This is a genomic window from Snuella sedimenti, assembly GCF_016428595.1.
In the GTDB taxonomy this organism is placed as follows: domain Bacteria; phylum Bacteroidota; class Bacteroidia; order Flavobacteriales; family Flavobacteriaceae; genus Snuella; species Snuella sedimenti.
In genome coordinates this window covers 59,952-85,635 of sequence record NZ_JAELVQ010000012.1, presented here as the reverse complement: position 1 = coordinate 85,635, position 25,684 = coordinate 59,952, and the positions used below count along the sequence as shown (strand labels likewise).

Annotated in this window: 22 protein-coding genes; 9 read left to right on the top strand and 13 right to left on the bottom strand. The window is 37.1% G+C overall.

The window, feature by feature from the left end:
* Both JF259_RS10645 and JF259_RS10640 read left to right on the top strand, forming a co-directional pair.
* The gene (locus tag JF259_RS10645) at positions 1–1,347 is read left to right on the top strand and encodes a sensor histidine kinase (protein ID WP_199115308.1); all 1,347 of its coding nucleotides are present in this window, start codon (positions 1–3) and stop codon (positions 1,345–1,347) included.
* A 63-nt stretch (positions 1,348–1,410) separates the two neighbouring features.
* Positions 1,411–1,839 carry a thiol-disulfide oxidoreductase DCC family protein gene (locus JF259_RS10640; protein WP_233164219.1) on the top strand — a complete coding sequence of 143 codons (429 nt, stop codon included), beginning with the start codon at positions 1,411–1,413 and terminating at the stop codon, positions 1,837–1,839.
* Here the strand turns inward: JF259_RS10640 and JF259_RS10635 are convergent, their stop codons facing one another.
* The 3 genes from JF259_RS10635 to aroC are packed head-to-tail and all read right to left on the bottom strand — an operon-like array spanning position 1,840 to position 5,058.
* On the bottom strand, positions 1,840–2,661 hold the full coding sequence (locus JF259_RS10635) for a sulfurtransferase (protein ID WP_199115307.1): 822 nt from the start codon (positions 2,659–2,661) through the stop codon (positions 1,840–1,842). It lies immediately after the preceding gene.
* Positions 2,662–2,678: 17 nt separating this feature from the next.
* A complete protein-coding gene (locus JF259_RS10630) occupies positions 2,679–3,989 on the bottom strand; it encodes a dicarboxylate/amino acid:cation symporter (RefSeq protein ID WP_199115306.1) in 1,311 nt (436 codons plus the stop codon).
* Positions 3,990–3,993: 4 nt separating this feature from the next.
* Positions 3,994–5,058 carry a chorismate synthase gene (gene aroC / locus JF259_RS10625; RefSeq protein WP_199115305.1) on the bottom strand — a complete coding sequence of 355 codons (1,065 nt, stop codon included), beginning with the start codon at positions 5,056–5,058 and terminating at the stop codon, positions 3,994–3,996.
* Between the two features lie 243 nt (positions 5,059–5,301).
* Here aroC and JF259_RS10620 point away from each other — a divergent pair, with 243 nt between their 5' ends.
* Positions 5,302–6,150, top strand: coding sequence for a UDP-2,3-diacylglucosamine diphosphatase (locus JF259_RS10620; RefSeq protein WP_199115304.1), 849 nt, complete (start codon positions 5,302–5,304; stop codon positions 6,148–6,150).
* On the opposite strand, the gene JF259_RS10615 is transcribed toward JF259_RS10620, so the two are convergent.
* Complete coding sequence (locus JF259_RS10615) at positions 6,142–9,069, bottom strand: FAD-binding and (Fe-S)-binding domain-containing protein (protein WP_199115303.1); 2,928 nt, start codon at positions 9,067–9,069, stop codon at positions 6,142–6,144. The genes JF259_RS10620 and JF259_RS10615 overlap by 9 nt on opposite strands.
* A 150-nt stretch (positions 9,070–9,219) precedes the next feature.
* On the opposite strand from JF259_RS10615, the gene JF259_RS10610 reads away from it, so the two are divergent.
* From JF259_RS10610 to JF259_RS10600, 3 genes are all read left to right on the top strand, one after another.
* Complete coding sequence (locus JF259_RS10610; protein ID WP_199115302.1) at positions 9,220–9,681, top strand: hypothetical protein; 462 nt, start codon at positions 9,220–9,222, stop codon at positions 9,679–9,681.
* 68 nt (positions 9,682–9,749) lie between these two features.
* Positions 9,750–10,316, top strand: a complete 567-nt coding sequence (locus tag JF259_RS10605; RefSeq protein WP_199115301.1) for a Crp/Fnr family transcriptional regulator — start codon at positions 9,750–9,752, stop codon at positions 10,314–10,316.
* 514 nt (positions 10,317–10,830) lie between these two features.
* On the top strand, positions 10,831–11,289 hold the full coding sequence (locus JF259_RS10600) for a DoxX family protein (RefSeq protein ID WP_199115300.1): 459 nt from the start codon (positions 10,831–10,833) through the stop codon (positions 11,287–11,289).
* A gap of 226 nt (positions 11,290–11,515) precedes the next feature.
* Here JF259_RS10600 and JF259_RS10595 read toward each other — a convergent pair whose 3' ends face one another.
* The 9 genes from JF259_RS10595 to JF259_RS10555 form a co-directional block, all read right to left on the bottom strand.
* Positions 11,516–14,176, bottom strand: a complete 2,661-nt coding sequence (locus JF259_RS10595; protein ID WP_199115299.1) for a DNA gyrase/topoisomerase IV subunit A — start codon at positions 14,174–14,176, stop codon at positions 11,516–11,518.
* The gene (locus JF259_RS10590; protein WP_199115298.1) at positions 14,176–14,661 is read right to left on the bottom strand and encodes a hypothetical protein; all 486 of its coding nucleotides are present in this window, start codon (positions 14,659–14,661) and stop codon (positions 14,176–14,178) included. The genes JF259_RS10595 and JF259_RS10590 overlap by 1 nt, the downstream gene beginning before the upstream one ends.
* Positions 14,661–16,523, bottom strand: coding sequence for a DNA topoisomerase IV subunit B (locus tag JF259_RS10585; protein WP_199115297.1), 1,863 nt, complete (start codon positions 16,521–16,523; stop codon positions 14,661–14,663). Before JF259_RS10585 ends, JF259_RS10590 begins: the two co-directional genes overlap by 1 nt.
* 289 nt (positions 16,524–16,812) lie before the next feature.
* A complete protein-coding gene (locus JF259_RS10580; RefSeq protein ID WP_199115296.1) occupies positions 16,813–17,712 on the bottom strand; it encodes a DMT family transporter in 900 nt (299 codons plus the stop codon).
* 125 nt (positions 17,713–17,837) lie between these two features.
* A complete protein-coding gene (locus tag JF259_RS10575; protein WP_199115295.1) occupies positions 17,838–18,290 on the bottom strand; it encodes an SRPBCC family protein in 453 nt (150 codons plus the stop codon).
* Positions 18,291–18,438: 148 nt separating this feature from the next.
* Positions 18,439–19,533, bottom strand: a complete 1,095-nt coding sequence (gene ychF, locus JF259_RS10570; protein WP_199115294.1) for a redox-regulated ATPase YchF — start codon at positions 19,531–19,533, stop codon at positions 18,439–18,441.
* A 186-nt stretch (positions 19,534–19,719) separates the two neighbouring features.
* Positions 19,720–20,157, bottom strand: coding sequence for a MarR family winged helix-turn-helix transcriptional regulator (locus JF259_RS10565; protein ID WP_199115293.1), 438 nt, complete (start codon positions 20,155–20,157; stop codon positions 19,720–19,722).
* A 57-nt stretch (positions 20,158–20,214) separates the two neighbouring features.
* Positions 20,215–20,748, bottom strand: a complete 534-nt coding sequence (locus JF259_RS10560; protein WP_199115292.1) for an NADPH-dependent FMN reductase — start codon at positions 20,746–20,748, stop codon at positions 20,215–20,217.
* Positions 20,749–20,750: 2 nt separating this feature from the next.
* The gene (locus JF259_RS10555; protein ID WP_199115291.1) at positions 20,751–21,128 is read right to left on the bottom strand and encodes a DoxX family protein; all 378 of its coding nucleotides are present in this window, start codon (positions 21,126–21,128) and stop codon (positions 20,751–20,753) included.
* Between the two features lie 147 nt (positions 21,129–21,275).
* On the opposite strand from JF259_RS10555, the gene JF259_RS10550 reads away from it, so the two are divergent.
* From JF259_RS10550 to lpxD, 3 genes are all read left to right on the top strand, one after another.
* Positions 21,276–22,919 (top strand): acyl-CoA carboxylase subunit beta, encoded by a 1,644-nt coding sequence (locus JF259_RS10550; RefSeq protein ID WP_199115290.1) that lies wholly within the window; start codon positions 21,276–21,278, stop codon positions 22,917–22,919.
* 176 nt (positions 22,920–23,095) lie between these two features.
* Entirely contained in the window at positions 23,096–24,565 is a 1,470-nt protein-coding gene (locus tag JF259_RS10545) for a pyridoxal phosphate-dependent decarboxylase family protein (RefSeq protein WP_199115289.1), read from the top strand.
* A gap of 89 nt (positions 24,566–24,654) precedes the next feature.
* The gene (lpxD, locus tag JF259_RS10540) at positions 24,655–25,653 is read left to right on the top strand and encodes a UDP-3-O-(3-hydroxymyristoyl)glucosamine N-acyltransferase (protein WP_199115288.1); all 999 of its coding nucleotides are present in this window, start codon (positions 24,655–24,657) and stop codon (positions 25,651–25,653) included.
* The last annotated feature ends 31 nt before the right edge of the window (positions 25,654–25,684 follow it).

Below are 25,684 nucleotides of genomic sequence, written 5' to 3'. Positions count from 1 at the left end.
ATGAGTAGTAAGGCATTATATTTTAAGATCATTTTCAGGGTAGTGTTTATACTGGCTACTTCTATAGGCTTTGCCTTTTCTATTTTACAAAATCATTTAGATTATGCCATTTATTTGGGAATAATCTTAATCGCCCAAGTTATTGGACTTATTGCGTTTTTAAACCAAACCAATAAAAAAATAGCATTCTTTTTTGAAGCTATTGAAAACGATGACTCTACGGTACATTATCCCATTCATATAAAAAACAAGTCTTTAAAAGCACTTCACGATAGTTTAAATAAGGTAAACAATCTTATTCAAGGTATAAAAATTGAACATGAGGCACAAGAGCGATACTACCAAACCATATTAGAAGAGGCCGCCATAGGTATTCTTACCATTAACAAACATGGGCATATTTATACTGCAAATAAAAGCGCAAAAGCTATGTTATCGCGCAATCAACTAACACATGTAAGACAACTGCAACAAATTAATAAAAAGCTACACGATCTCATTGCCGGCTTAAAGCCTTTTGATCCCAAATTGTTTCAGTTTACCAACGAGCGGGAAATCATCAAGCTATCCGTAAAAGCGACCCCTTTAGTGTTAAATAAAAAAGAATTATTATTGGTGCTTATTCAAAATATCAACTCAGAGATCGAACAAAATGAAGTCGATTCCTGGAATAAGCTCTTTAGTGTGCTAACGCATGAAATTATGAATACCATAGCCCCAATCACCTCTTTATCGGAAACACTTGTTGATACAATAAATAAACACTCCAGTACCAATAATGAGCAATTAATGGATGCCAGTGTTTCTAAAAATATATCAAAAGGATTGAATGTTATTAAACAAAACAGTCATAATTTGGTAGATTTTGTGAATTCATATCGAACACTTACCAAGATTCCTAGCCCAGATAAGAACATTTTATCGGTTGAATCGCTGTTTGACAAAATAAAAATCTTGTGTAGCCAGGAAAAGGGATTCAGTAACGTAACCTTCAAGACCAATATTTCCAACGATTTAGAAATATTTGCTGATGAAAAACAAGTGTTGCAGGTATTGGTAAATTTGGTAAAGAATGCATTGCAGTCTATAGGGGACAATACCAATGGCGTAATAAAGCTTATAGGAACGAAAGGGTACAATGGAAAGATTGTTTTACAGGTAGCAGATAATGGCCCTGGTATTCCATCAGATCTACTTAGCGATATATTTGTCCCCTTTTTCACGACTAAAAAAGAAGGAACAGGTATTGGTTTAAGCCTTTCCAAGCACATTATGCGACTGCACGGTGGTAGTTTAAGGGTAAGCTCCGTTCCAGAAAAAGAAACAGTATTTACTTTAAGCTTTTAAAGCAGGTAAAACTATATTATTTTTGCATAGCATCTGTACGTATTGATGATGTTAATCAAAAAAATGGAATACACCATGGTAGATTTTCCAAAACATAAAAAACTCATTTTATTTGATGGTGTATGCAACCTTTGTAATGCATCTGTCCAATATACCATAAAACGTGACAAACATGATGTATTTCGGTTTGCTCCACTACAAAGCAGTGTCGGGAAACAAATTATTGAAACCTATCGTGTTGATACCAACAAAACAGATTCCATTATTCTATATACACCAAGCAGTGGTGTTAGCTATAAATCGACTGCCGCTTTAAAAATTGCATCACAATTAAGCTTTCCAAACAATTTGATGGTTATATTTTTAATTGTTCCAGCATTTATTCGTAACTGGTTTTACGATTACATTGCAAAAAACCGTTATAGATGGTATGGAAAAAAAGATGCCTGTATGCTACCAACCCCAGACTTAAAAAGTAAATTTTTAGAATAATTACTCCTGTACTAAAGTCCCCCACTCTGTCCAGGAACCATCGTAAACCGATATATTTTTATACCCAGTTATTTCTGCACCTAATGCCAGTACGCAAGCCGTAATCCCCGAGCCACAAGAAAAGATTATAGGGTCTTCTTTTTTTGCTAATTCGGCATATATAAGCTCTAAATCTTCTTTAGATTTTATTTCGCCATCACTTAACAAATCGGTAAAGGGTAAATTAATAGAATTACGTATGGTTCCCATACGTAAACCTTCTCTAGGTTCTGGTTCTTGACAGTTAAAACGCCCTTTGGAACGGGCATCAATAATGGTATGCGTTTTATTTGTTGATGCGGTTCTCATTTCATCAAAAAACACCATGGCCATTGGGTTTAGCTTTGCTTCAAAATCCCCTGAACCACCGCTATATGGCATCATCCGTTCCGTTTTGTAATTGGCTTTTTGCCATGAGGGTAAACCGCCACTTAGCACAGCTATGTTATGATGTCCGAAGGCTTTAAACAACCACCATACACGTGCTGATGAATAAATACCTTTATCGTCATATACAACAATAGCACTCTCTTTGTTAATACCTAAAGCCCGTGCCTCTTTTTCAAATTGTGCTTCGGATGGGAATGTACTTGGAAATGGTGCGCCTACTTCACTAAACTTATTCTTAATATCGAAAAAGCGAGCCTTTGGTATTTGTTGCTGGGAGGCATCCAATACTTTGTTAATAGTTCCGTCTAAAACGATTAAATTATCAGCATCTAAGTGTTCATACAACCAAGCTACAGAAACTATTGGCATAGAAAAAACAATATTAGAACTCATAACAAAGGGCTTTATGTCTAATCATTTCTTTTTTTATAATTATCGTCCCAGTTTCTCACATGGGGTTCCCCTAGTTTATCAACCGATTTAGCTACCAACATAGAAACTGCTGCATCACCTGTTACATTCACTACGGTTCTACACATATCCAACGGTCTATCTACTGCAAAGATTAATGCCAAACCAGCTTCGGGAATGCCAGCCTGCGCCAATACAATAACTAACATTACCATTCCGGCACCAGGTACGGCTGCACTTCCTATAGATGCCAATGTGGCCGTAACAATAATACCTAATTGCACACCCAAGCTTAAATCCATACCAAAGGCCTGCGCAATAAAAACAGCTGCTACCGCTTGGTACAAGCTGGTTCCGTCCATATTAATAGTCGCACCAATAGGTAACACAAAGCTGGTCACCTCTTCTTCTACGCCAAGATGCTCTTCAACACGCTCCATCGTTACTGGAAGCGTTGCGGCACTACTACTGGTAGAAAATGCTAGCAATTGTGCTGGGCCAATACCATTAAAAAAGAATTTTGGTGTTTTTCCCGTAAAAACAAGGACGATTATAGTATAGACGACAATCATCATAGCCAAGCCCAATAGCACACAAAAGGCATACCACCCCAAGGCGCTGAATAAATCGGCACTTGGCGATTCAACAACCAATGCGGCCAATAGGGCAAACACACCGTATGGGGCTGCCAACATGATTAAATCAATAAGTTTTAGGATAACTTCATTAAAGCTATCAAAAAATTGCTTTGCAGGTTTTGCCTTTTCTTCGGGGATTAAGATCAACCCTAAGCCAAAAAAGATAGCAAAAAAGATAACCTGAAGCATGTTACCATTATCGCTGGCTGCATCAAAAATATTACTGGGTACTAAATCTTCCAAAGCCTGTAACGGCCCTGCTTCTCTTTGTTTTTCGGCAGCCGATATTTTTTTTTCTGCATCGCCTTTATAACTCTCTACCAATTCTGTCCTGGTTGCTTCTGTTATTGATTTTCCAGGCTGAACAACATTTACAACCAATAAACCAATAGAAACCGCTATAACGGTCGTAACGACGTATGTTCCGATTGTCCTCCCTCCCATTTTTGAAAGTTTGGCTATATCCTTTAAGTCAGATACACCCTTAATAAGTGAAGCCAATATTAATGGAACGGCTATTAATTTTAAAGCATTAATGAATATATTACCAAAAGGTTTAACCCAATCCTGAATAATCTCTCTGCCCCCATCAAATTTGGTCATTATTAAACCTACAACGACTCCTAAAGCCATTCCTAATAATATTTGCCAATGTAATGCGAGCTTCTTCATGGATTTATAGTTTTGATAATTTGTTTAAAAGAAAATAATCAGCAAGTACCAATGCCGCCATCGCTTCAACAATAGGCACCGCTCTGGGCACCACACAAGGGTCGTGACGTCCTTTACCCTGCATTTCGACTGTGTTTCCTTCTTTATCGATTGTTTCGTATTTCTGGATAAGCGTAGCCACAGGCTTGAATGCTACATTAAAATAGATGTCCATACCATTACTAATACCCCCTTGGATACCTCCAGAAAAGTTGGTTTTTGTTGTACCATCATTGTTAAATGCATCATTATGGTCGCTGCCGTACATGGTGCTGCCTTCAAAGCCGCTACCATATTCAAATCCTTTTACAGCATTGATAGATAGCATGGCCTTACCTAGTTCGGCATGTAACTTATCAAATACGGGTTCTCCAAGTCCAATTGGCACATTTTTAATAACACAACTAACAATACCTCCAACGGTATCGCCTTTGCTGCGCACTTCTTTGATATATGCCTCCATGTCTTTTGCCATGGCTTGGTCTGGACAACGCACAATATTAGATTCTATTTGGGTAAGGTCAAGTGCTGTATGTGGTTTATTCAATTTCATGGTACCTACACCAGAAACATAGGCACTTATTTCAATACCCTTTAGCATTTGCTTTGCCAAAGCTCCAGCGACAACGCGACAAGCTGTTTCACGTGCTGAACTACGACCACCGCCCCTATAATCACGAATACCATATTTTTTGTCATAGGTATAATCTGCATGACTCGGTCTGTAGCTATCTCTTATATGTGAATAATCATGTGATTTTTGATTGGTATTTTCTATAACAAATCCGATGGAAGTCCCTGTTGTTTTTCCTTCAAAAATACCAGAATGAAATTTTACGGTATCTGGTTCTTTTCGCTGCGTTACTATTGAAGACTGTCCCGGTCTTCTTCTATCCAATTCTTGTTGAATAGCCTCTATATCAACATCAATCCCTGCCGGACACCCATCTATAACGCCGCCCAAAGCAGTTCCGTGCGATTCGCCATAAGTTGTTAATGTAAATAATTTACCAAAGGAATTCCCTGCCATAAATAAATTTTTGACGCTAAAGTAAATCTATTCTTAGAGATACAAAAATGAAAGTTAAGAATTTCTTTTAACCATCCAAGGTAAAGGCTGTGCTAAGCTTCCTTTTTAATAGGAAAGAACGATAATATATCTTATCACAATCAAGGGCGTTACAATTTTTTAACAATATACTCACAGTTAGATAATTGTAACGTAACCCCTAAATAATATATGTCTACGATATTTACAGAAATTTGATATATTTTGAAAATAAAACGTAAAATAGAGATCGCCGTTATTTCTGATGTCCACTTAGGTACCTATGGTTGCCATGCAAAACATTTATTAAGCTATTTAAACAGTATCACGCCTAAAAAACTAATCTTAAATGGTGACATTATTGATGTTTGGCAATTTAGTAAGCGCTATTTCCCTAAGTCCCATCTAAAAGTAATTAAAAAGATTATAGATATGGCAGCAAACGGTGTTGAGATTATCTATATTACAGGAAACCATGACGAAGTGTTACGAAAGTTTAGTGACACCAACATAGGCAATCTTTCTATTGTTGACAAATTGGTTTTGGAATTGGACGGCAAAAAGGCTTGGTTCTTTCATGGCGATGTTTTTGATACTTCCATTCAAAATGCTAAATGGTTGGCTAAGCTAGGAGGCTATGGCTATGATTTACTTATTTTGCTAAACCGCTGCATTAATTGGTGTTTGGAGCGTATGGGAAAAGAAAAACGTTCCTTGTCCAAAAAAGTAAAGGATGGCGTAAAGGGTGCTGTAAAATATATTAATGATTATGAAACGGTCATTTCTGATCTAGCCATAGAAAACGACTACGACTATGTTGTTTGCGGACATATCCACCAGCCTAAAATGGTATACAAGGAAAATAAATACGGAAAAACCATGTATCTAAATTCTGGTGATTGGGTTGAAAATTTTACGGCATTAGAATATCAATTTAAACGCTGGAAGATTTACAATTTCAACAAAGACAAACTAGCACCTTTCTATGTTGATGAAGATGTAAAGGCAATGGAGATGAAAGATCTAATAGCAGCCATTACCATTGTTGATCAACATCAAAAAAAATCAAGCTAAGGCATCCTTTAATATGGTTATAGGGTGCAAGGCCTCACGCTGCGTGCCATCTTTAATTTGATGCCTGCAACTTGTGCCATTTGCAGCTATTATAGTATCATTTGGGGCTTTTCTAACGGCTGGGAACAAGGTTTGTTCTCCAATGGCCATACTAACCTCGTAATGCTCCTTTTCATATCCAAAACTTCCTGCCATACCACAACAACCACTCGGAATGATCGTTACCTTGTAATTCTCCGGAAAGTTTAATACGCTAAAACTGGACAATTGATTCCCCATTGCTTTTTGATGGCAATGTCCGTGAAACTTAATCTGTTTTTCTTTCTTGGTAAATTGTTCGTGTTTAATATTGCCTATTGCCATTTCCTGTTGTAAAAACTCTTCGATTAATAGTGTGTTTTTAGCAATGGTTTTGGCTGCTTGCTTATTGTCTGCCAATTTTAAATACTCGTCCTTAAATGTTAAAATAGCAGATGGTTCAATACCCAATAAAGGCGATTCTGCCGATATCTTATCCTTAAAAACAGCTACATTTTTGTTAGCGGCTGCTTTGGCCTGCTTTAACAGTCCTTTCGACAAAAAAGCACGCCCCGATACATCGTTTTCTAAAATAACAACTTTATAGTTTAATGCGGTTAACAGTGAAATAGCATCCTTCCCTATTTTTGTATCTAAATGGTTAGTAAACTCATCATTAAACAAGTAAATCGTTTTAATTGGTTCTTTTTCAATATGCTGTTTTTTAAACTCTTTGAACCACTTATTTAAACTAATAGATGAAATCAATGGTAAAGTTCTATCTTTCGCTATACCCAGTGCTTTTTTCAATAATGAAGCTGTAATAGCATTTGTGAACACAAAGTTTGTAAGCTTTGGAAACATGCCGCCGTAACGATTCATTGTATCGTTATAGGCAAACAATTTTGTGCGTAGCGATACCCCATTTGCCTTTTGGTATTGGTATTGAAATTCAGCTTTTAAACTTGCTACGTCTACACTACTCGGACATTCACTCGCACAAGCCTTACAGCTAAGACATAAATCGAATACCTCTTTGAGTTCTTTGTGATCAAACCTGTTAGCTTTGTCCGAATTAGTCAAAAATTCCCTTAAAGCATTGGCTCGTGCTCGTGTGGTATCTTTCTCGTTTCGGGTAGCACGGTAACTCGGACACATAACACCACCGAACTCAGGGAGTTTTCTACAGTCCCCAGAGCCATTACACTTTTCGGCTTCCCTTAAAATGCCTAACGATGCCGAAAAATCCATTAGTGTGTCAATTGTGGGGATCTGCTTATCTGCTTCATAACGCAAGCCCTTATCCATAGGAAAAGCGTCAACAATTTTACCCGGATTAAAAATAGTATCGGCATCAAAAGCCGTTTTAATACGTTTTAAAATACCATAGTTATCTTGACCTATCATTAAAGGTATAAATTCCGATCTAACAATACCGTCGCCGTGCTCACCACTCATAGAGCCTTGGTATTTTTTTACTAAATGCGCTACGTCTGTGGTTATTTTTCTGAATAAGTCCACATCGCCACCTTTCTTTAAATCCAAAATAGGTCGCAAATGTATCTCGCCTGCTCCAGCATGTGCATAATAGACCGCCTTTTGTCCGTGGTTTTCCATTAGGGCAGTAAACTCCGAAATATAGCTTGCCAAATCTTCTACTACTACTGCCGTGTCCTCAATACAAGCCACCGCTTTTTTGTCCCCTACAATATTTCCCAATAAGCCCAAGCCAGCACTACGTAGGTTATTAGCTTTATCTACATCGTCACCAACGAGTAACGGATAAGCATAACTCAAACCTGTTTCTTTAATGGTTTTGATTAAAGCATCTACTTTAGATTGTACTTCTTCCTTGGTTTCAGCTTTTACTTCACACATTAAGATCGCTTCAGGATCGCCTTCCAAAAATTGTCGGTTTTCTTCTTGTGTTTTGTTATGTTTAGTGCAATCCAGAATGGTTTTATCCATCATTTCACAAGCATACAAATCGTGCTGCATAACAGGTACAACAGCATTCAAACAGTTTTCGATACTGTGAAAATGTGCTGCTACCATAATATTCTCTTGTGGTGGTAATGCATCGAGTTTTAAAGTTATTCCTGTTGTAAAAGCTAAGGTGCCTTCACTTCCCGATAGCAACTTGCACATGTTAAACTTAGTATCTATACAGGTAGGCTTAAACATTTCTGTGTTCACTAGTTCATCTATAGCGTAACCGGTATTCCTTCGGTGAATTTCCGGTTTTGGGAAGTTGTCTTCAATTTGTTTATGGATCGCTTCCGACTGGAGTTCGGTATAAATCGTTTTATAGATTTGCCCTTCTAAACCAGGGGTTTCCATTTTTATATGGAATTCAGATTTGGAAATAGCCTTAAAAGTAGCTTCACTGCCATCACTTAAAATGGTTTGCATTTCCAAAACTTTATCACGTGTTACGCCATATTGAATTGATGTCGTTCCAGAAGAGTTATTACCTACCATTCCCCCAATCATGCAACGATTGGACGTAGAAGTATTAGGGCCAAAAAAGAGCCCATAAGGTTTTAAATAATTGTTTAAGGCATCACGCACTACCCCTGGCTGCACTGTAATGGTTTGCTCTTTTTCGTTAAGAGCAATAATCTCTGTAAAATATTTGGATACATCTACAACAATACCTTTACCCACACATTGTCCGGCCAAAGAGGTGCCTGCGGTTCTGGGAATTAATGAGGTGTTGTGTTTTTTGGCAAAGTCAATTAACAGCTTGATATCCGCTTTGGTTTTAGGGTAAGCAACTGCTAAAGGCAGCATCTTATATACAGATGCATCGGTGGCATAAATTGTTTTTAACAATTTGTCATAAAATAGTTCGCCTGAAAGCGTTTTGCTTAACTCTTGTAAATGAGCGGGTAATATCATAGTTTAATGAAAATGTTTATAACTCTAACGAGATGTTAAATATAAATACATTTTTGGCGTTATTTTTGTAAAAGTATTCCGAAATTAATTGTGACTTGTTTATATTTAATGAGTCTAAAAGAAACAAACTAAAAACTTAAATTTAAACTTATGAAAAAATTATTTTTATTGTCAATAGCTTTAATTGGTTTTGCTATAAGCTCTAACGCGCAAAGTATTTCTGAAAATGCCCTTGGGTTACGTTTAGGTGACAGTAATGGTTTTGGAGCCGAAATCTCATACCAACGTGCCTTGGGGGACAACAACCGTTTGGAACTTGATTTGGGTTGGAGAGATGGTAACGACGAAGATGGATACAAGCTTACTGGCCTATACCAATGGGTATTCCCTTTAGATGGTGATTTTAACTGGTATGTTGGAGCTGGAGGAGGAATTGCTGATAAAATAAATACTTTTGTATTTGCAGCAGGAAATATTGGTATTGAATACAGTTTTGAAATCCCATTGCTATTGTCCTTAGATTTTAGACCCGAGATTGATTTTGGGGATGATAGCCCGAATAACGATGATTTAGATTTTGATATTGCCTTAGGTATTAGATATCAATTTTAAATATATACATTATATATAACGAAAAGCGCCTTTAGGGCGCTTTTTTAATACCCTAAATAACATAGGTTTTGGAACAGATACGAGAACACTTTGAAACGAACTTCAATATAACGCATCAAGATTGGCAGATTTTTGCGTCAAAGTTAATATGTCAAAAATTTCCAAAAAAATCAACAATTTTAAAAAAAGGAGAAACCGAACGGTATCTGTCATTTATAGAAAAAGGCACCATACGTTTCTATATACCAAACGAGGACAAGGACCTCACTTTTGGGTTTATTTTTAAAAATGCATTTGTAAGCGCCTACGATTCCTTTTTAACGCAATCGCCTTGTACTTATACCGTAGAAGCTATTGAAGACACTGTGCTTTGGCGATTGACCTATGATGACCTTCAAGTTATATACAATACTACCAAAATTGGTAATGTTATTGGCAGAAAGGCATGTGAAGATTTATTCCTTAAAAAGTCGAAAAGAGAACTATCCCTTTTAAATGAAACTGCCGAGGTACGTTATTTAAATCTTTTTTCTGAGCGGCCTGAGCTTATTAAGCAAATTCCTTTAAAGTATATTGCTTCCTATATTGGTGTTACGCCCCAGGCATTAAGTCGTATTCGTAAGCGGATTTCTTAACTTGGGTTCATTGTAAAAAAACGTGCCAACATAGATCTTTGTAAAATAGATTTTCAAGATTTATGTTAAATACAGAATTTCTTGAAACGAACTATCCCCATGAAAGAGCCATAGGGGTATACTTCGACTATTTCAGTACAGGTTTCGCTCGTTTCATTTTGACCTCACAAGGTCAAAAACCGAAATTCTGTATTTAGATTCCCGTTTTAACGTGAATGACAATTTCAACGGAAACCCCGACGCTGAGCGTCGAGGAATTCTTTTTGATTAAACAAAAGCAAACAAATGAAACGAACATCAATAAATTTTAAGCATTTTTCACAAAGGGGATGTTTAAAATTTTTAATGTGAGAGCGTAGCGATTGCATACGTTCTCAATTTTATAATTAATTTACTATTAAATAATTACTAAAACTTAAACGTATGAAATGCCCATTAACAATAAGTTGCAAACCCAACCAATATGATAATTTGGGCATCGCATCTGACCTCTAAAACAATAAAATTTAAACAGATGAAACCATTGATTGTACTATTAGGCACATTTATTATCTCGATTACAGTTTTAAAATTAGTTAGAAACACTATTGACTACCGACTAGCTGGTCGAATTGCTATGGCTGCCATGTTAACATTTACAGCTATTGGACATTTTGTGTTTATTGATGGTATGAAGGCAATCATTCCCGATTTTTTACCTTTAAAAACTGAAATGGTTTATGCCACCGGCATTTTAGAATTAGTTTTTGCCGTTGCTTTGTTTTATCCTAATTACAGCGTATTAACGGGATGGGCATTAATCATCTTCTTTATAGCAATTTTACCGGCTAACATTAAGGCCGCAATGCACCATATAAATTACCAAACTGGAGCCACCAATGGTCACGGTTTAACCTATTTGTGGTTTCGCGTACCCTTGCAAGCCTTTTTTATAGCTTGGGTTTACCTATCAACACTAAAACAGGTTCAGTAATGCTGGTATATCTAAAATAACTTGAATAATGGATAAGGAATTTATGTCAGTTTGAGTGCCAAATCTGTGATTTGGTGTATCGAAAACAAATAAATTTCCCACTAAAAGTACTTCTCGACAGCTTTACTGAGCATCTCGACAAGCTCGATACGGGCTTAGTCGAAGTACTAAATTCTTCCAGAATTTCACTCGAAGAGACATTTGGAACTCTTATCCATTGTTCATGTTAAAATAGCGTTATTTGTCCTTCATTATCAGTGTCGGCATCGTCATTCGTAATTTCTGCAGCAACTGTATCAGAATTTCTAACTTCCGTATTGTCTGACTTTGAAACCGTTTCCTCATCAACGACATCTATATCGTCAGCATGTTTTGGTTCGGGAGCTTCAAACGGAATTGGATCCAATAAGTTAACTTGATTAACCTTGTCTTTCGTCAACTGATTACCTAAAGCTGCAATACCTTTAACAGCTATAAACGCATCTAAATTAATTTCTAAATTTTCTTTTCTATCCTTACCACGCTCTTTAGCAAAAACGACTTCAGCAACAGGTTTCCAATCGGTTGAGACTACTTCTAAAACTGAATTAGGGTGCTCTGAAATAAATAGTTCCTCTCTTCCTTCATTCTCAATTAAAAAACGTTTTACATAGTACAGTTCCTTTTCTCCATTGTAATAAATTGCTGAAATAGGTTTATTGGGAATCCACTTTTCAAGAACAATCATATCATCATCAAAATGAGCGGTAAGCTCGGGTATAATTGTTTTTGCAACACCGGACTGGTTAATAATAAGAATACGATCTTCGCCTCTAAATTCCCCAACCAACTCACCTCGGCCATCTACATTTAGGCGTTGTACAGCATCATCAAACCAAATCTTCCGCGGTTTTAGGGTTGAAACACCTTTCTCTTTCAGTTCCACGCGCTTTATCGAATATTTAGTAACTAAATTCCCTTTAGAAACACGTCCTTTGATTAAAATATCGGCAAAATCGATATCCCATTTTAATTTCTTAATACTGCCAGCTTGTCGCAACAACACCGTAACTACCTCTGCTTCACCATTAGGATTATCAGAAAAATACAAGACAACAGACCCTTTGTTTCCGTTTGTTAAATCGTATTCTTTATCACGTGTTATGGCCGTTACTGCAAATCGCTTTATATAGGAAGGCCCACTTTTTCCATCACGATAAATCATATTGTAAATGGTACGCTTGTCTTTCTTTTTAAATACAGCTACATGAATAATGTCTTTTCCTATAAAGGTCTTGGTGTCTACTTTTGTTACCATCATGACACCTTGTTTTGTAAAGACGATAATGTCATCGATATCACTACAGTCGCAAACATATTCATCCCTACGTAGCGATGTTCCAATAAAACCTTCTGCCCTATTTACATATAGCTTGGTGTTTCTAATCACGACCTTGGTTGCATCAACATCATCAAATGTGCGAATCTCCGTTTTACGTTCACGTCCTTCGCCATACTCCTTTTTTAGTCTGTTAAAATAGGCAATGGCATACTCTATAATATGGGCTAAGTGGTGTTTTACCTGTGCAATTTCTTCCTCTAAAGCATCTATTTTTTGTTGTGCTTTATCAATATCGAATTTTGAAATACGCTTGATACGAATTTCTGTAAGACGCACAATATCTTCTTCGGTAACCACACGCTTTAGGTGTTTTGTGTGCGGTTTTAAACCTGTATCGATCGCTTTTATAACACCTTCCCAAGTTTCTTCTTCTTCAATATCCCGATAAATCCTATTCTCAATAAAAATACGTTCTAAAGAAGCAAAATGCCACTGTTCTTCAAGCTCACCCAATTTTATTTCCAATTCACTTTTTAGCAACGCAACGGTGTTATCGGTCGAGCGGCGCAACATTTCGGTAACACCAACAAACAAGGGCTTATTATCTTCTATAACACATCCTAAGGGTGAAATAGAGGACTCACAGCTTGTAAAGGCGTATAGGGCATCAATAGTTTTATCTGGTGACAACCCAGAAGGTAAATGCACTAATATTTCTACCTGTGCAGCTGTGTTATCTTCGATTTTTTTAATCTTTATTTTTCCTTTGTCATTGGCTTTTAGAATAGAATCGATCAAAGAAGAGGTTGTTGTACCGTAAGGCAACTCGGTAATTACCAAAGTGTTTTTATCAAGTTGTGATATTTTGGCACGTACACGTACCTTGCCACCACGCATACCATCATTGTAATTGGAAAAATCGGCAATTCCAGCTGTTGGGAAATCAGGCAAAATTGTAAACCTCTTACCTTGTAAATGCTTTACAGAAGCATCTATAAGTTCTATAAAATTGTGCGGCAGTATTTTTGTTGAAAGTCCAACCGCAATCCCCTCACCTCCTTGCGCCAATAACAATGGGAACATTACGGGCAGGTTAACCGGCTCTTTACGACGTCCGTCATAACTGGCCTGCCACTCGGTTATCTTAGGGTTGTAAACAACGTCTAGGGCAAATTTAGACAAACGGGCTTCTATATAACGCGATGCGGCTGCACTATCGCCCGTTAGTATATTCCCCCAGTTACCCTGGGTATCTATTAACAAATCCTTTTGCCCTATCTGCACCATGGCATCGGCGATACTAGCATCTCCGTGCGGGTGGTACTGCATGGTGTGCCCAACTATGTTTGCCACTTTGTTATAGCGCCCGTCATCCAAATCTTTCATAGAATGCATGATACGTCGCTGCACCGGTTTAAAACCGTCTTCAATAGCAGGAACGGCACGTTCTAATATAACATACGATGCATAATCCAAAAACCAATCTTTATACATGCCCGTTACCCGGGTAATGGTTTCCTGTGGTTCGTCTTGATCGTTAATCAAATCGTCGTTTTCTTCTATCATCAACTATTCATTTTTTTTCTATTAGCCTTCATCATTTTTCGCAATGATTGCTTTATATATTTGCGCTTTTTTCTGCTCACTAAGGTAACATTAAAGTGTACTCGTTTTGTTCCGCTATGGTTATTTTTAATGTGCAACACCAAACTTTTAAAAACAAGGTAGTTGTATATTTTATAGGATACCAACTGTTGCTTTTCAAACTCAACCTTAAATTCCCTATAATTTAAATAATCTGAAAGCAGTAGGCCTCTATTAATTAACACGACTTTCATACCGTCACTGTCATACTCAAAGTATTTAGAAATGGCATGTACAATAAAAAACAAAGCGATGAAACCAAATAAAAATAATAAAAACGTAAGTGTTGGGTTTCCTGTAATATTTTTAAATGCACTAAATACGGTCGACATAACGATAGCTAACACGATTAGTATAAAGTATACCGAAATAATAACGTTCCTTATTTTCCCATTGTTGGTTCGCATTAATTTTTGTCTTCTTCAATCAAATCCAGTTCCACTTTTAAGTTGTCAATTATAAACTCTTGTCGTGTTGGTGTGTTTTTACCCATATAGAAAGCCAATAATTCTTCAATAGACATATTATCGTCCAGCATTACAGGATCTAAACGGATATCGTCCCCTATAAAATGTTGGAATTCATCTGGCGAAATCTCACCCAATCCCTTAAATCGCGTAATCTCTGGTTTGGGCTTTAGTTTTTCTATGGCTTGGCGACGTTCTTCTTCAGAATAACAATAAATGGTTTCCTTTTTATTACGCACACGGAACAAAGGTGTTTGTAAAATATACAAATGGCCTTCTTTTATCACTTCAGGAAAAAACTGCAAGAAAAACGTGATAAGCAACAGTCGAATATGCATACCGTCTACATCGGCATCGGTTGCGATTACAACGTTGTTATAGCGTAAATCTTCTAAAGATTCCTCTATATTTAAAGCGGCTTGTAACAGGTTGAACTCTTCATTTTCGTACACAATTTTTTTACTTAAACCGTAACAGTTTAAAGGTTTTCCTTTTAAACTAAAAACAGCTTGGGTATTCACGTCTCGTGATTTAGTAATACTTCCTGATGCTGAATCTCCCTCTGTAATAAATAATGTGGTTTCTAAATTGCGTTCGTTTTTAGTGTCTCCAAAATGCACGCGACAATCACGCAACTTTTTATTGTGTAAACTGGCCTTTTTGGCGCGATCCCTTGCTAATTTTCTAATACCGGACAATTCCTTACGTTCACGCTCGGCCTGTAATATTTTACGTTGTATCTTTTCGGCTGCTTCTGGGTTTTTATGCAAATAGTTGTCTAGGTTCGTTTTTATAAAATCGTTTATATAAGTGCGAACCGTTGGTAAATCGCCACCCATATCTGTTGACCCCAACTTTGTTTTGGTCTGACTCTCAAATACGGGTTCCATAACCTTTATAGCTATGGCACTTACTACCGATTTTCGAACATCAGAAGCATCGTAATTTTTACCGTAAAATTCTCTAAGTGTTTTTACTAAAGCTTCCCTAAATGCATTTAAATGTGTTCCTCCCTGTGTAGTATTCTGTCCATTTACAAAGGAATGGTATTCTTCACTATACTGTGTTTTGCTATGTGTTAGCGCTATTTCTATATCATCTCCACGCAAGTGGATAATAGGGTACAATAAGTCGGAATCATTAATGTTTTCACTTAATAAATCTTTTAGTCCGTTTTCGCTGTAAAATTTCTCACCATTAAAAACGATAGTTAAACCAGGATTTAAGTAGACATAGTTTTTAAGCATTTTAACAACATACTCACTTCTAAATTTATAGTTTTTAAAAATACTTAAATCGGGAATAAAGGACACTTTTGTTCCTTTTCTGCGCGAAGTTTCTTCTAACAGATCTTCGTTAATCAGATTGCCTTGTTCAAACTCTGCTGATGCCGAGCGATTCTCGCGCGTTGACTCTACTCTAAAGTAAGATGACAAAGCATTTACCGCTTTTGTTCCCACCCCATTTAGTCCAACTGATTTCTTAAAGGCTTTTGAATCGTATTTACCACCAGTATTCATTTTAGAAACAACATCGACGACCTTTCCTAGGGGAATACCACGACCATAATCGCGTACGGTTACTTTAGTCCCTTGAATGGATATTTCAATGGTCTTACCGGCACCCATCACATATTCGTCAATGGAATTATCTAAAACTTCCTTTAAGAGTATATAAATACCATCATCTGGTGACGATCCATCCCCTAGCTTCCCAATATACATTCCCGGTCGCATTCGAATATGTTCTTTCCAGTCAAGTGAGCGTATATTATCTTCGGTGTAATTGGATTGTACAGACATAGAATTGAGCAAAATTTATGATAGAACGCTAATATAATACAACGCTATAAAAAATGAAATAACGATGAGACAAAATAATTAACAATATAGCACTGTTTTTGTTGAGAACACTAAATGAACTCATCTTGACTTTTTCCAATTGGTTAAAAAATTGCTCTTTTGAGCCTACTTTTCGTCATTTTCTCATTCCGTAGCCCTGCTATGCAACTTAAAAATGCCTTCCATCAAGCTCAAAATAGCTAATTTTCACTTCAATCAAAAAAGTCAAGATGAGTTCAATACAACAACTTTATCGCTTCGTTTTTAAAGAAACGAAACAAATCCCTACAATAACAGCCAATGCTCCAAATAATTGAAGCATGGTTAAATGCTCATTTAAAAATATAGCAGCTAAGACTATTGTAGAAATAGGTCCAATACCAGCTACAATCGCAAAATTGGATGACGTGATCATTTTTATAGATGCAGATACCAAAAAAGACGGAATAACTGTTGCGAAAACGGCTATTAAACCTCCTAAAAGGTATACTTGCCAGGGATAACCAAAAAGAGGGGCCTCAACAACTAAGCTATAATGTACAAAAACACACAAACAGGATACCAACATAGCATAGGCTGTGAATTTCATTACACCAAATTTGGGCAGCAACCAACCGCTACCCACTAAATAGGATGCATATGTTATGGCACTTAGTAAAATATAAATACCTCCCAAATAGGTATTGCTTCCAGACATGGCGACCTCATCCCAAAATGCTATAACGATCCCTAAATAAGTTAGAGCCATAGCACCTGTTTGCACCTTAGTTATGCGTTGTTTTAAAAACACTTTATTTAACAATAAAACAATTGTAGGGTATAAAAATAAAATGATACGCTCCAAACTAGCCTTAATATAAGTTAACCCTACAAAATCGAAATAACTTGCCAAATAGTAGCCTACAAAGCCAAAAACAAATACCCAAACATAATCCTTGTACCCTACCTGGACAGCAAATTGTTTCTTTCTATACAGTAATATCACGAATACATAAAACGGAAATGCAAACAGCATACGAAGCAATAACATACTTAACGCATCTATTTGATATTGATACGCCATTTTTACCATAACGGCTTTAGAAGAAAACAGCACCACCCCTAAAATACCAATCAATATACCGTAAATGAATCGCCTACTTAATTTCATGCAACGAAAGTAGGATTGCATTTTAAGGTAGTTTTATTGGATAGATTGAAATTACGACGTTCAACGCAATGAAGTACACTTTAACACTTCTCTATAAAGACATCTCAAATAAAAGGAAAGTGCGATTACGAGGATTCCGCTACAGCTTTCAAAAAATAAATTCTAGTTTTTAAAAGTTTCTCCATGTAGCGCCTTAAAAACAAGAAATTTGCAAGCTTTCCCAAAATGCCATATGGCGACTCGAAATGAAATTTACCCACGATTAACGTTTTATTTGCACTTTCATAAAAATGATACTCATGACGAAACCATTTAAAAGCGCCAAAGACCATTTCGCCGACAAAATAATTGGGTTCGTTAAACTCGACGATCTTGGATGTTAGATGCTGTACAAAACCAACATGTTTGGCTTCCCAACTAACCCACTCGCCCTGTTTTATTAGCCCTGTAACTTTTCCCGCAATAGCCTTTTCGTTAGAATGTTTTAAGGATTCTTGATGCAAATCTATGTTCCTAGCTAAATCAAAACAGGTTTTTATATCTGAATTTATTTCAGTCTTTATTTGAACTATGGGCATGGTTTAATTAATATTTGCTTAAGGGATGTCAAATATAATTAAATTCCTACAATATAAAAACTAACTTTTAAAATAAATGATTTACGCCCAGTAAATTATGAATTGACGAGAAAACAAATAAGGCTATAAACCCTAGAAAACGCTACTACTACACGTTAAATAAGAAATGCATTACATCGCCATCTTTAACAACATAGTTTTTTCCTTCTACACGCATTTTTCCAGCTTCTTTTACTTTGGCCTCACTTCCAAAATCTATATAATCATTATAACCTATTACTTCCGCTCGAATAAATCCTTTTTCAAAATCGGTATGAATCACCCCTGCGGCTTGTGGTGCCGTAGCACCTATATCGACAGTCCAGGCACGAACTTCCTTAACGCCTGCGGTGAAATAGGTTTGTTGATTTAATAGCTTGTAAGCTGCTCTAATTAATTTTGCTGATCCAGGCTCTTCCAGTCCTATATCTTGTAAAAATAGCTGGCGTTCTTCATAGTCATCCAATTCATTAATATCGGCTTCAGTTCCTACGGCCAATACTAACACCTCCGCTTTTTCACCTTTAACAGCTTCTTTTACTTGGTCAACATAAGCATTTCCTGAAACGGCAGAACCTTCATCCACATTACAAACATACATAACTGGCTTATCTGTAATAAACTGAGAAGGTTTTACAAAATCGGCATAATCATCATCACTAAATTCCAAAGCACGAACAGATACACCAGCTTCTAGCCCAGCTTTTATCTGTAACAACACTGCTTCCTCTTTTTGCGCATCCTTATTTCCTGTTTTTGCAGCTCGCTTTACCTTATCTAGTTTTTTTTCAACAGTTTCCAGGTCTTTAAGCTGTAACTCCATATCGATGGTTTCCTTGTCTCGTATCGGATTAACATTTCCGTCTACGTGAACGATATTATCATTATCAAAACAACGTAAAACGTGCAGAATAGCATCGGTCTCTCGAATGTTAGCTAAAAACTGATTTCCTAAACCTTCTCCTTTACTAGCGCCCTTTACCAACCCTGCTATATCAACAATTTCTACAACAGCCGGCTGCACACGTTCGGGGTTAACTAGTTTTTCTAATGCTTCCAATCTTGGATCTGGCACATTAACCACTCCTAGGTTTGGCTCTATAGTACAAAACGGAAAGTTTGCACTTTGGGCTTTGGCATTAGATAAACAATTAAATAAGGTTGACTTCCCTACGTTTGGTAATCCTACTATTCCTGCTTTCATAGTTGTAAAAATTAAGGCTGCAAATATAATTATACTTCGCTTTATTTCTACATAATTTGGTGTTAAGTCACTAATTTTTATTTTGTCCCTTAAAAAACCAATATTAATGTTGCTTTAGAATTGCATTAAACATAAACTTCATGAGCACATAAAAAATTAAAGGAGACCATTATACTCAATGTTCGACTACCTTATTTTATCAAGTAAATTACTGAGCTGTAATGCTTCTTCCTCTGACAAATTGTTCAAAAGGTCGTCTTTAAGTTCTTTAGATATTTCCTCCAAAAGTTTTAGTCCTTGTTCGGTTATTTCAATAAACACTACACGTCGGTCACCCGGACATGGCGAGCGCTTAATCAATTGTTTATCACATAACTTATCCATTAATCGGGTGGCATTAGGCGAACGTTCTATCATTCGTTCTTTTATGGTCTGTACTTTTGTAGGTTTTCCGGCGCCTTTAAGAATTCTTAATATGTTAAACTGTTGCGGGGAAATCTGAAACGGTTTAAAAAAAGCATTTTGGTGGCTATTTATCCAATTAGCCGTATAAACAATGTTTAGCATAGCTTTCACCCTACTGCTAGGGAAAGTAGAGTTTATTTCTTTTGACAAATCTCCCATAAACATCAATATTTTGAACCAAATATAAAGAACTTACCGTAACTCTTTTCTATATAGTTATAATGCTTCTTGAAAGCTTTTAATTTCTTCTTTTAAAACAGCATTTAATTCTGGATCATTAATTTTTCCGTTGGTAAAGTTTGCGTTAAATGAAGGCAATGAAAACGCCCCTGTAATATTGGCAGTATGCCTCGGAAATCTATCTTGGGCCATTCCCAAAACCGATTTCCCACCGCGCGCACCAGGAGAGGTTGCCATTAACAGCATCGGTTTACCATAAAAGGTTTTTCCCTCTATACGTGACATCCAATCCAATAAGTTTTTAAATGCTGTTGAATAGGCACCGTTATGTTCTGCAAGTGATACGATTATACCATCAGCCATTTCTATATGGCTTAGGAACTTGTGTGCATTTTTTGGCTGCCCCCCTATCTCTGCTTCTAAGTCTACCCCAAAAAGCGGCAACTCAAAATCGTTTAAATCTAAAATGGAGACTTCATTGTTTTCTACCAAACTAGACGCGTACGTTACTAATTGTTTGTTTATGGAATGCTTACTGTTACTTCCTGCAAATGCTATAACTTTCTTCATTTTTATTTTTTAATGCTATTACCAAGTTTATTAATTCTATAATTAGATACGTAAGCCACTATTAATAGTGTCAATGCTAAAAAAGCTCCTGTTTGCTGACCATCACCAATCATATAATGAGCAAAGAACGCTAAAATGAAAGCAAAGAAAAACCCTGAATAAGCCCACTCTTTTAATGCTTTAAAATTTGTATTCCAAATAGCAAATACCCCCAAAAGCTTAGCTACGGCATACGGATATATTATATATGATGGATATCCAAAATTAGCAAACATTTTAGAAACATCATCATGCTTAAAAAAATACATTGATGCCGAAAACAAAATCAGTAAGGATAATAAACCCGTAGATACATAATAAATAATTTTAGTCTTTTTCATTTTTTAATATTTAAATTCATGGCAAATGTACAAAGAATAAATTTACTTACCAAGGAATATATTTCCATGTAACATATATTATGATTTTATTAAGAAAACAATAAAACATTTGAAACTTTTGTACTTTAGCAGCAAACAATTTATGGTATGGACATAAACTTCAACAAGAACGAAGACCACAATAAACTTTTAGTATCCGAACTTAATAAACGACTAGGCAAAGTAAGCCTTGGCGGCGGAAAATCCAGAATTGAAAAGCAACATAGCAATGGAAAATTGACCGCTAGGGAACGTATAGGTTATTTATTGGACGCTAAGTCCGAATCGATCGAGATTGGGGCTTTTGCCGGGGAAGACATGTATCCTGAACATGGTGGTTGCCCTTCAGCTGGTGTTGTTGTTAAAATAGGTTACATAAAAGGAAAACAATGTATTGTTGTCGCAAATGATGCCACTGTAAAAGCCGGTGCTTGGTTCCCCATAACCGCCAAAAAGAATTTAAGGGCACAAGAAATTGCTATAGAAAACAAACTACCAATTATTTACTTGGTTGACTCTGCTGGTGTGTATTTGCCAATGCAAGATGAAATATTCCCGGACAAAGAGCATTTCGGACGTATCTTTAGAAACAATGCCATTATGAGCAGTATGGGAATCACACAAATAGCTGCTGTTATGGGGAGTTGTGTGGCAGGAGGCGCCTACCTCCCTATTATGAGTGACGAAGCATTAATTGTTGATAAGACCGGAAGCATCTTTTTAGCTGGCAGCTACCTCGTTAAAGCCGCCATTGGGGAAACTATTGACAACGAAACCTTGGGTGGCGCCACAACACATTGCGAAATTAGCGGTGTTACCGACTATAAAGCTGAGAACGACCAAGCTGCCCTGGATAAAATCAAAAGTATTATTGACAAGATAGGTGATTACGAAAAGGCGGGTTTTAATCGTACAGTTTCTAAAAAACCTAAAGAAAATCCCGAAGATATTTTTGGTATCCTCCCCAAATCTAGAACAGATCAGTATGATATGTACGAGATCATTAAACGTATCGTAGATAATTCGGAATACGATGAATACAAAGCAGGTTACGGACAAACTATCATTACCTGCTATGCACGTATCGATGGTTGGGCAGTGGGTATCGTTGCCAATCAGCGGAAAATCGTAAAGACCAAAGGCGCTAAAACCAAACCCAGCGAAATGCAATTTGGTGGTGTGATCTATAACGACAGTGCCGATAAAGCCACCCGTTTTATTGCCAATTGTAACCAGAAAAAAATCCCATTGGTATTCCTACAGGATGTTACCGGTTTTATGGTGGGAAGCAAAAGCGAGCATAGCGGCATTATTAAAGATGGTGCTAAAATGGTAAATGCCGTTAGCAATAGTGTCGTCCCAAAATTTACCATTATTATTGGTAACAGTTACGGGGCTGGTAATTACGCCATGTGCGGTAAAGCTTATGACCCTAGGTTTATTGTCGCTTGGCCCAGTGCAGAATTGGCCGTTATGAGTGGTAATAGTGCTGCCAAAGTATTGCTACAAATAGAAACAGCTTCCCTTAAAAAGCAAGGTGAAAAAATAACACCAGAAAAAGAGGCTGAACTTTTTAACAAAATTAAAGATCGCTACGACAATCAGGTGTCACCATATTACTCAGCTGCACGTCTTTGGACGGATGCCATTATTAATCCCTTAGATACACGACAGTGGATTAGTATGGGGATTGAAGCTGCCAACCATGCACCTATTGAAAAACCTTTTAACCTAGGTGTTCTGCAGGTTTAAATGGGATACATAATAGTTAAAAATCTGTTACAAGTCTAAATCGTTCCGATTGTAATTGTATGGAGAAAACAATAGATGAAAAAGAAATTGGAAAACTAAATATAGTCCGATGTAACCAAATAAATCTATTATAAATCCTTCCATATTTACTATCTTGGTAGTATAATCCTTAGTATATGGCTACCAACAACAATTACAAAGATTTTGAAACACTCGATCCTAAAGACTGGAAAGAATCGAAAGCCTTAATGCACCAAATGGTAGAGGATGCTTTCAATTACATTGAGAACGTTAGGGAACGTAAGATTTGGCAAGAGATGCCAGAGGCTGTTTTAAGCAGTTTTAGCACACCATTACCTGAACATCCCAGTGACGCCAAAACAGTTTACAAGGCATTGCAAGAAACAGTACTGCCCTATCCTATGGGCAATATCCATCCGCGTTTTTGGGCATGGTATATGGGCAACGGAACCATTTCTGGCGTTATGGGCGATTTTTGGGCTTCGATACTTAATCCCAATTTAGGAGGCGGTAATCATGCCGCCCATAAAGTAGAAGAACAAGTCATAAGTTGGATTAAAGACATTGTGAAATTCCCACAATCGGCTGGAGGCCTTATGGTGAGTGGCGGATCAATGGCCAACTACACAGCCCTAGCGGTTGCAAGAAATGCCAAAGCTGGTTACGACGTACGCAAAGAAGGATTAAAGGAAAATAATTTGGTATTCTATGCCTCTACCGAAATCCATAGCTGCAATACCAAAGCAATTGAACTCTTGGGGCTCGGCACCAAAGGTCTTAAGAAAATCAAGGTTAACCACGATTATACGATTAATGTGGAAGCTTTAAAGCAACAAATCCAAGACGATAAAAATAACGGCTTGCGGCCCATTTGTATCATTGGCTCTTCAGGAACGGTAAATACTGGTGCCATAGACGATTTAACTACCGTTGCCAATATTTGCGAACAAGAAAATCTGTGGTTTCATGTTGACGGCGCTATTGGCGCTATCGCCATGCTGTCACCCAAAATAAAACCACTACTAAAAGGTATTGAACGCGCAGATTCTGTTGCCCTAGACCTGCATAAATGGCTACACATGCCTTTTGAGGCTGGTTGTGTGCTTATTAAAGACAGTGTTCAACACAAGAGCACCTTTTCGTTAATACCCGAGTATTTAGAAAAAAATACCAGAGGTATTGCCTCGGGAACCGATTGGTTTAGCGAGTACGGTTTACAATTATCCAGACGCTTTAGAGCCTTAAAAGTTTGGATGTCCTTAAAAGAACACGGCAGTGAACGCTTTGGCCGTATGATTACCAGAAACATCGAACAAGCACATTATTTAGGCAATTGCATTGCAAATAACAACGATTTGGAGCTTCTGGCTCCCATAGGTATGGATATTGTTTGTTTTCGCTATAATCCGGGCGGATTAACCCAAGAACAATTAAACACACTCAATAAGGAAATTAAATTACAAATTGAAGAACGAGCTATTGCGCTGCCAGGATATACCACTCTTAACGGCAACTACTGTATACGCTGTGCCATTTCCAGTCATAGGGTAAACACCAACGATTTTGACGATTTTGTAAGTAATGTTTTAGATATTGGAAATGAAGTTTTACAAAACAGTGATTAAACGTTATATAAACCATAAAAAAAGCTGTTTTTATTGTTTTTCGGTTAGCTTTACAACTATTACCTTAACGCAAACATACCGTCACTTTAATGAAAACATATAACATAGAGGAGATTAATGACATTTTAAAAGGTGAATTAATTGGAAATACTTCCCGAAAAATTACTGGTCCCGAACAATTACAAAATGCCCAAAGTGCTCACATTTCCTTTATAGGAAGTAGCAAATACATCCCCCTTTGGCATAGTTCAAAAGCATGTTCGGCTGTCATTAGCGCCAACATAAAACTAGAACCTGATCCTAATCGTGCTTTGATAAAAGTAAAAAATGCCGATTTGGCAATGGCCAAAATATTAGAACTATTTACTCCGCCAACACCCGAATTCAATATAGATATTCACCCCACTGCCGTTATTCACAATACAGCTATAATTGGCAATAATTGTAAAATTGGTGCAAACTGCTATGTTGGGAAAGACGTTGAACTGGGAACAGGCGTCATACTCTATCCCAATGTATGTGTTTTTGATGAAACCACTATTGGCGACCATACGGTTATATGGTCGGGTACGGTTATACGTGAGCGTACCGAGATTGGAAGTCATTGCATTTTTCACACCAATGTTAGCATAGGTGCGGATGGCTTTGGGTACCGGCCAAGTGATAACGGTCAGGGATTGACCAAAATCCCACAGATAGGGAAGGTTATTATTGGGCATCAAGTAGAAATTGGCGCTAATTCTTGTGTCGATCGTGCAAAATTTAGTGCAACCATTATTGGAGATGGCTGTAAAATAGATAACCTCGTTCAAATAGCACATAACAGCACTATGGGACGCTCTTGTATTATGGCCGGTCATAGTGGACTAGCTGGCTCTGTAACTTTGGGAGATGGCGTTGTAATTGGTGGCAGTGCCTCCATAAAAGACCACACAACCATTCATTCGGGTGCCACTGTAGGGGCTGGATCAGGTGTAATGAACAACGTTTCTGCTGGTCAAACCGTTTTAGGATATCCTGCGCAAGATGCAAGAGATATGTTAAAGCAATGGGTTACCATACGACGATTGGCCAAAAACACCAAATAGAAAAATTTATTTCAAACGCTTTCATATACAT

Coding starts and splice junctions, on each gene's coding strand:
- JF259_RS10585 (WP_199115297.1), bottom strand. CDS start 16,523: ATGTCTGTACAATCCAATTACACCGAAGATAATATACGCTCACTTGAC.
- JF259_RS10640 (WP_233164219.1), top strand. CDS start 1,411: ATGGAATACACCATGGTAGATTTTCCAAAACATAAAAAACTCATTTTA.
- JF259_RS10610 (WP_199115302.1), top strand. CDS start 9,220: ATGAAAAAATTATTTTTATTGTCAATAGCTTTAATTGGTTTTGCTATA.
- JF259_RS10565 (WP_199115293.1), bottom strand. CDS start 20,157: ATGGGAGATTTGTCAAAAGAAATAAACTCTACTTTCCCTAGCAGTAGG.
- JF259_RS10635 (WP_199115307.1), bottom strand. CDS start 2,661: ATGAGTTCTAATATTGTTTTTTCTATGCCAATAGTTTCTGTAGCTTGG.
- JF259_RS10615 (WP_199115303.1), bottom strand. CDS start 9,069: ATGATATTACCCGCTCATTTACAAGAGTTAAGCAAAACGCTTTCAGGC.
- JF259_RS10550 (WP_199115290.1), top strand. CDS start 21,276: ATGGACATAAACTTCAACAAGAACGAAGACCACAATAAACTTTTAGTA.
- JF259_RS10575 (WP_199115295.1), bottom strand. CDS start 18,290: ATGCCCATAGTTCAAATAAAGACTGAAATAAATTCAGATATAAAAACC.
- aroC (WP_199115305.1), bottom strand. CDS start 5,058: ATGGCAGGGAATTCCTTTGGTAAATTATTTACATTAACAACTTATGGC.
- JF259_RS10545 (WP_199115289.1), top strand. CDS start 23,096: ATGGCTACCAACAACAATTACAAAGATTTTGAAACACTCGATCCTAAA.
- JF259_RS10630 (WP_199115306.1), bottom strand. CDS start 3,989: ATGAAGAAGCTCGCATTACATTGGCAAATATTATTAGGAATGGCTTTA.
- JF259_RS10645 (WP_199115308.1), top strand. CDS start 1: ATGAGTAGTAAGGCATTATATTTTAAGATCATTTTCAGGGTAGTGTTT.
- JF259_RS10600 (WP_199115300.1), top strand. CDS start 10,831: ATGAAACCATTGATTGTACTATTAGGCACATTTATTATCTCGATTACA.
- lpxD (WP_199115288.1), top strand. CDS start 24,655: ATGAAAACATATAACATAGAGGAGATTAATGACATTTTAAAAGGTGAA.
- JF259_RS10560 (WP_199115292.1), bottom strand. CDS start 20,748: ATGAAGAAAGTTATAGCATTTGCAGGAAGTAACAGTAAGCATTCCATA.
- JF259_RS10590 (WP_199115298.1), bottom strand. CDS start 14,661: ATGCGAACCAACAATGGGAAAATAAGGAACGTTATTATTTCGGTATAC.
- JF259_RS10580 (WP_199115296.1), bottom strand. CDS start 17,712: ATGAAATTAAGTAGGCGATTCATTTACGGTATATTGATTGGTATTTTA.
- JF259_RS10595 (WP_199115299.1), bottom strand. CDS start 14,176: ATGATAGAAGAAAACGACGATTTGATTAACGATCAAGACGAACCACAG.
- JF259_RS10555 (WP_199115291.1), bottom strand. CDS start 21,128: ATGAAAAAGACTAAAATTATTTATTATGTATCTACGGGTTTATTATCC.
- ychF (WP_199115294.1), bottom strand. CDS start 19,533: ATGAAAGCAGGAATAGTAGGATTACCAAACGTAGGGAAGTCAACCTTA.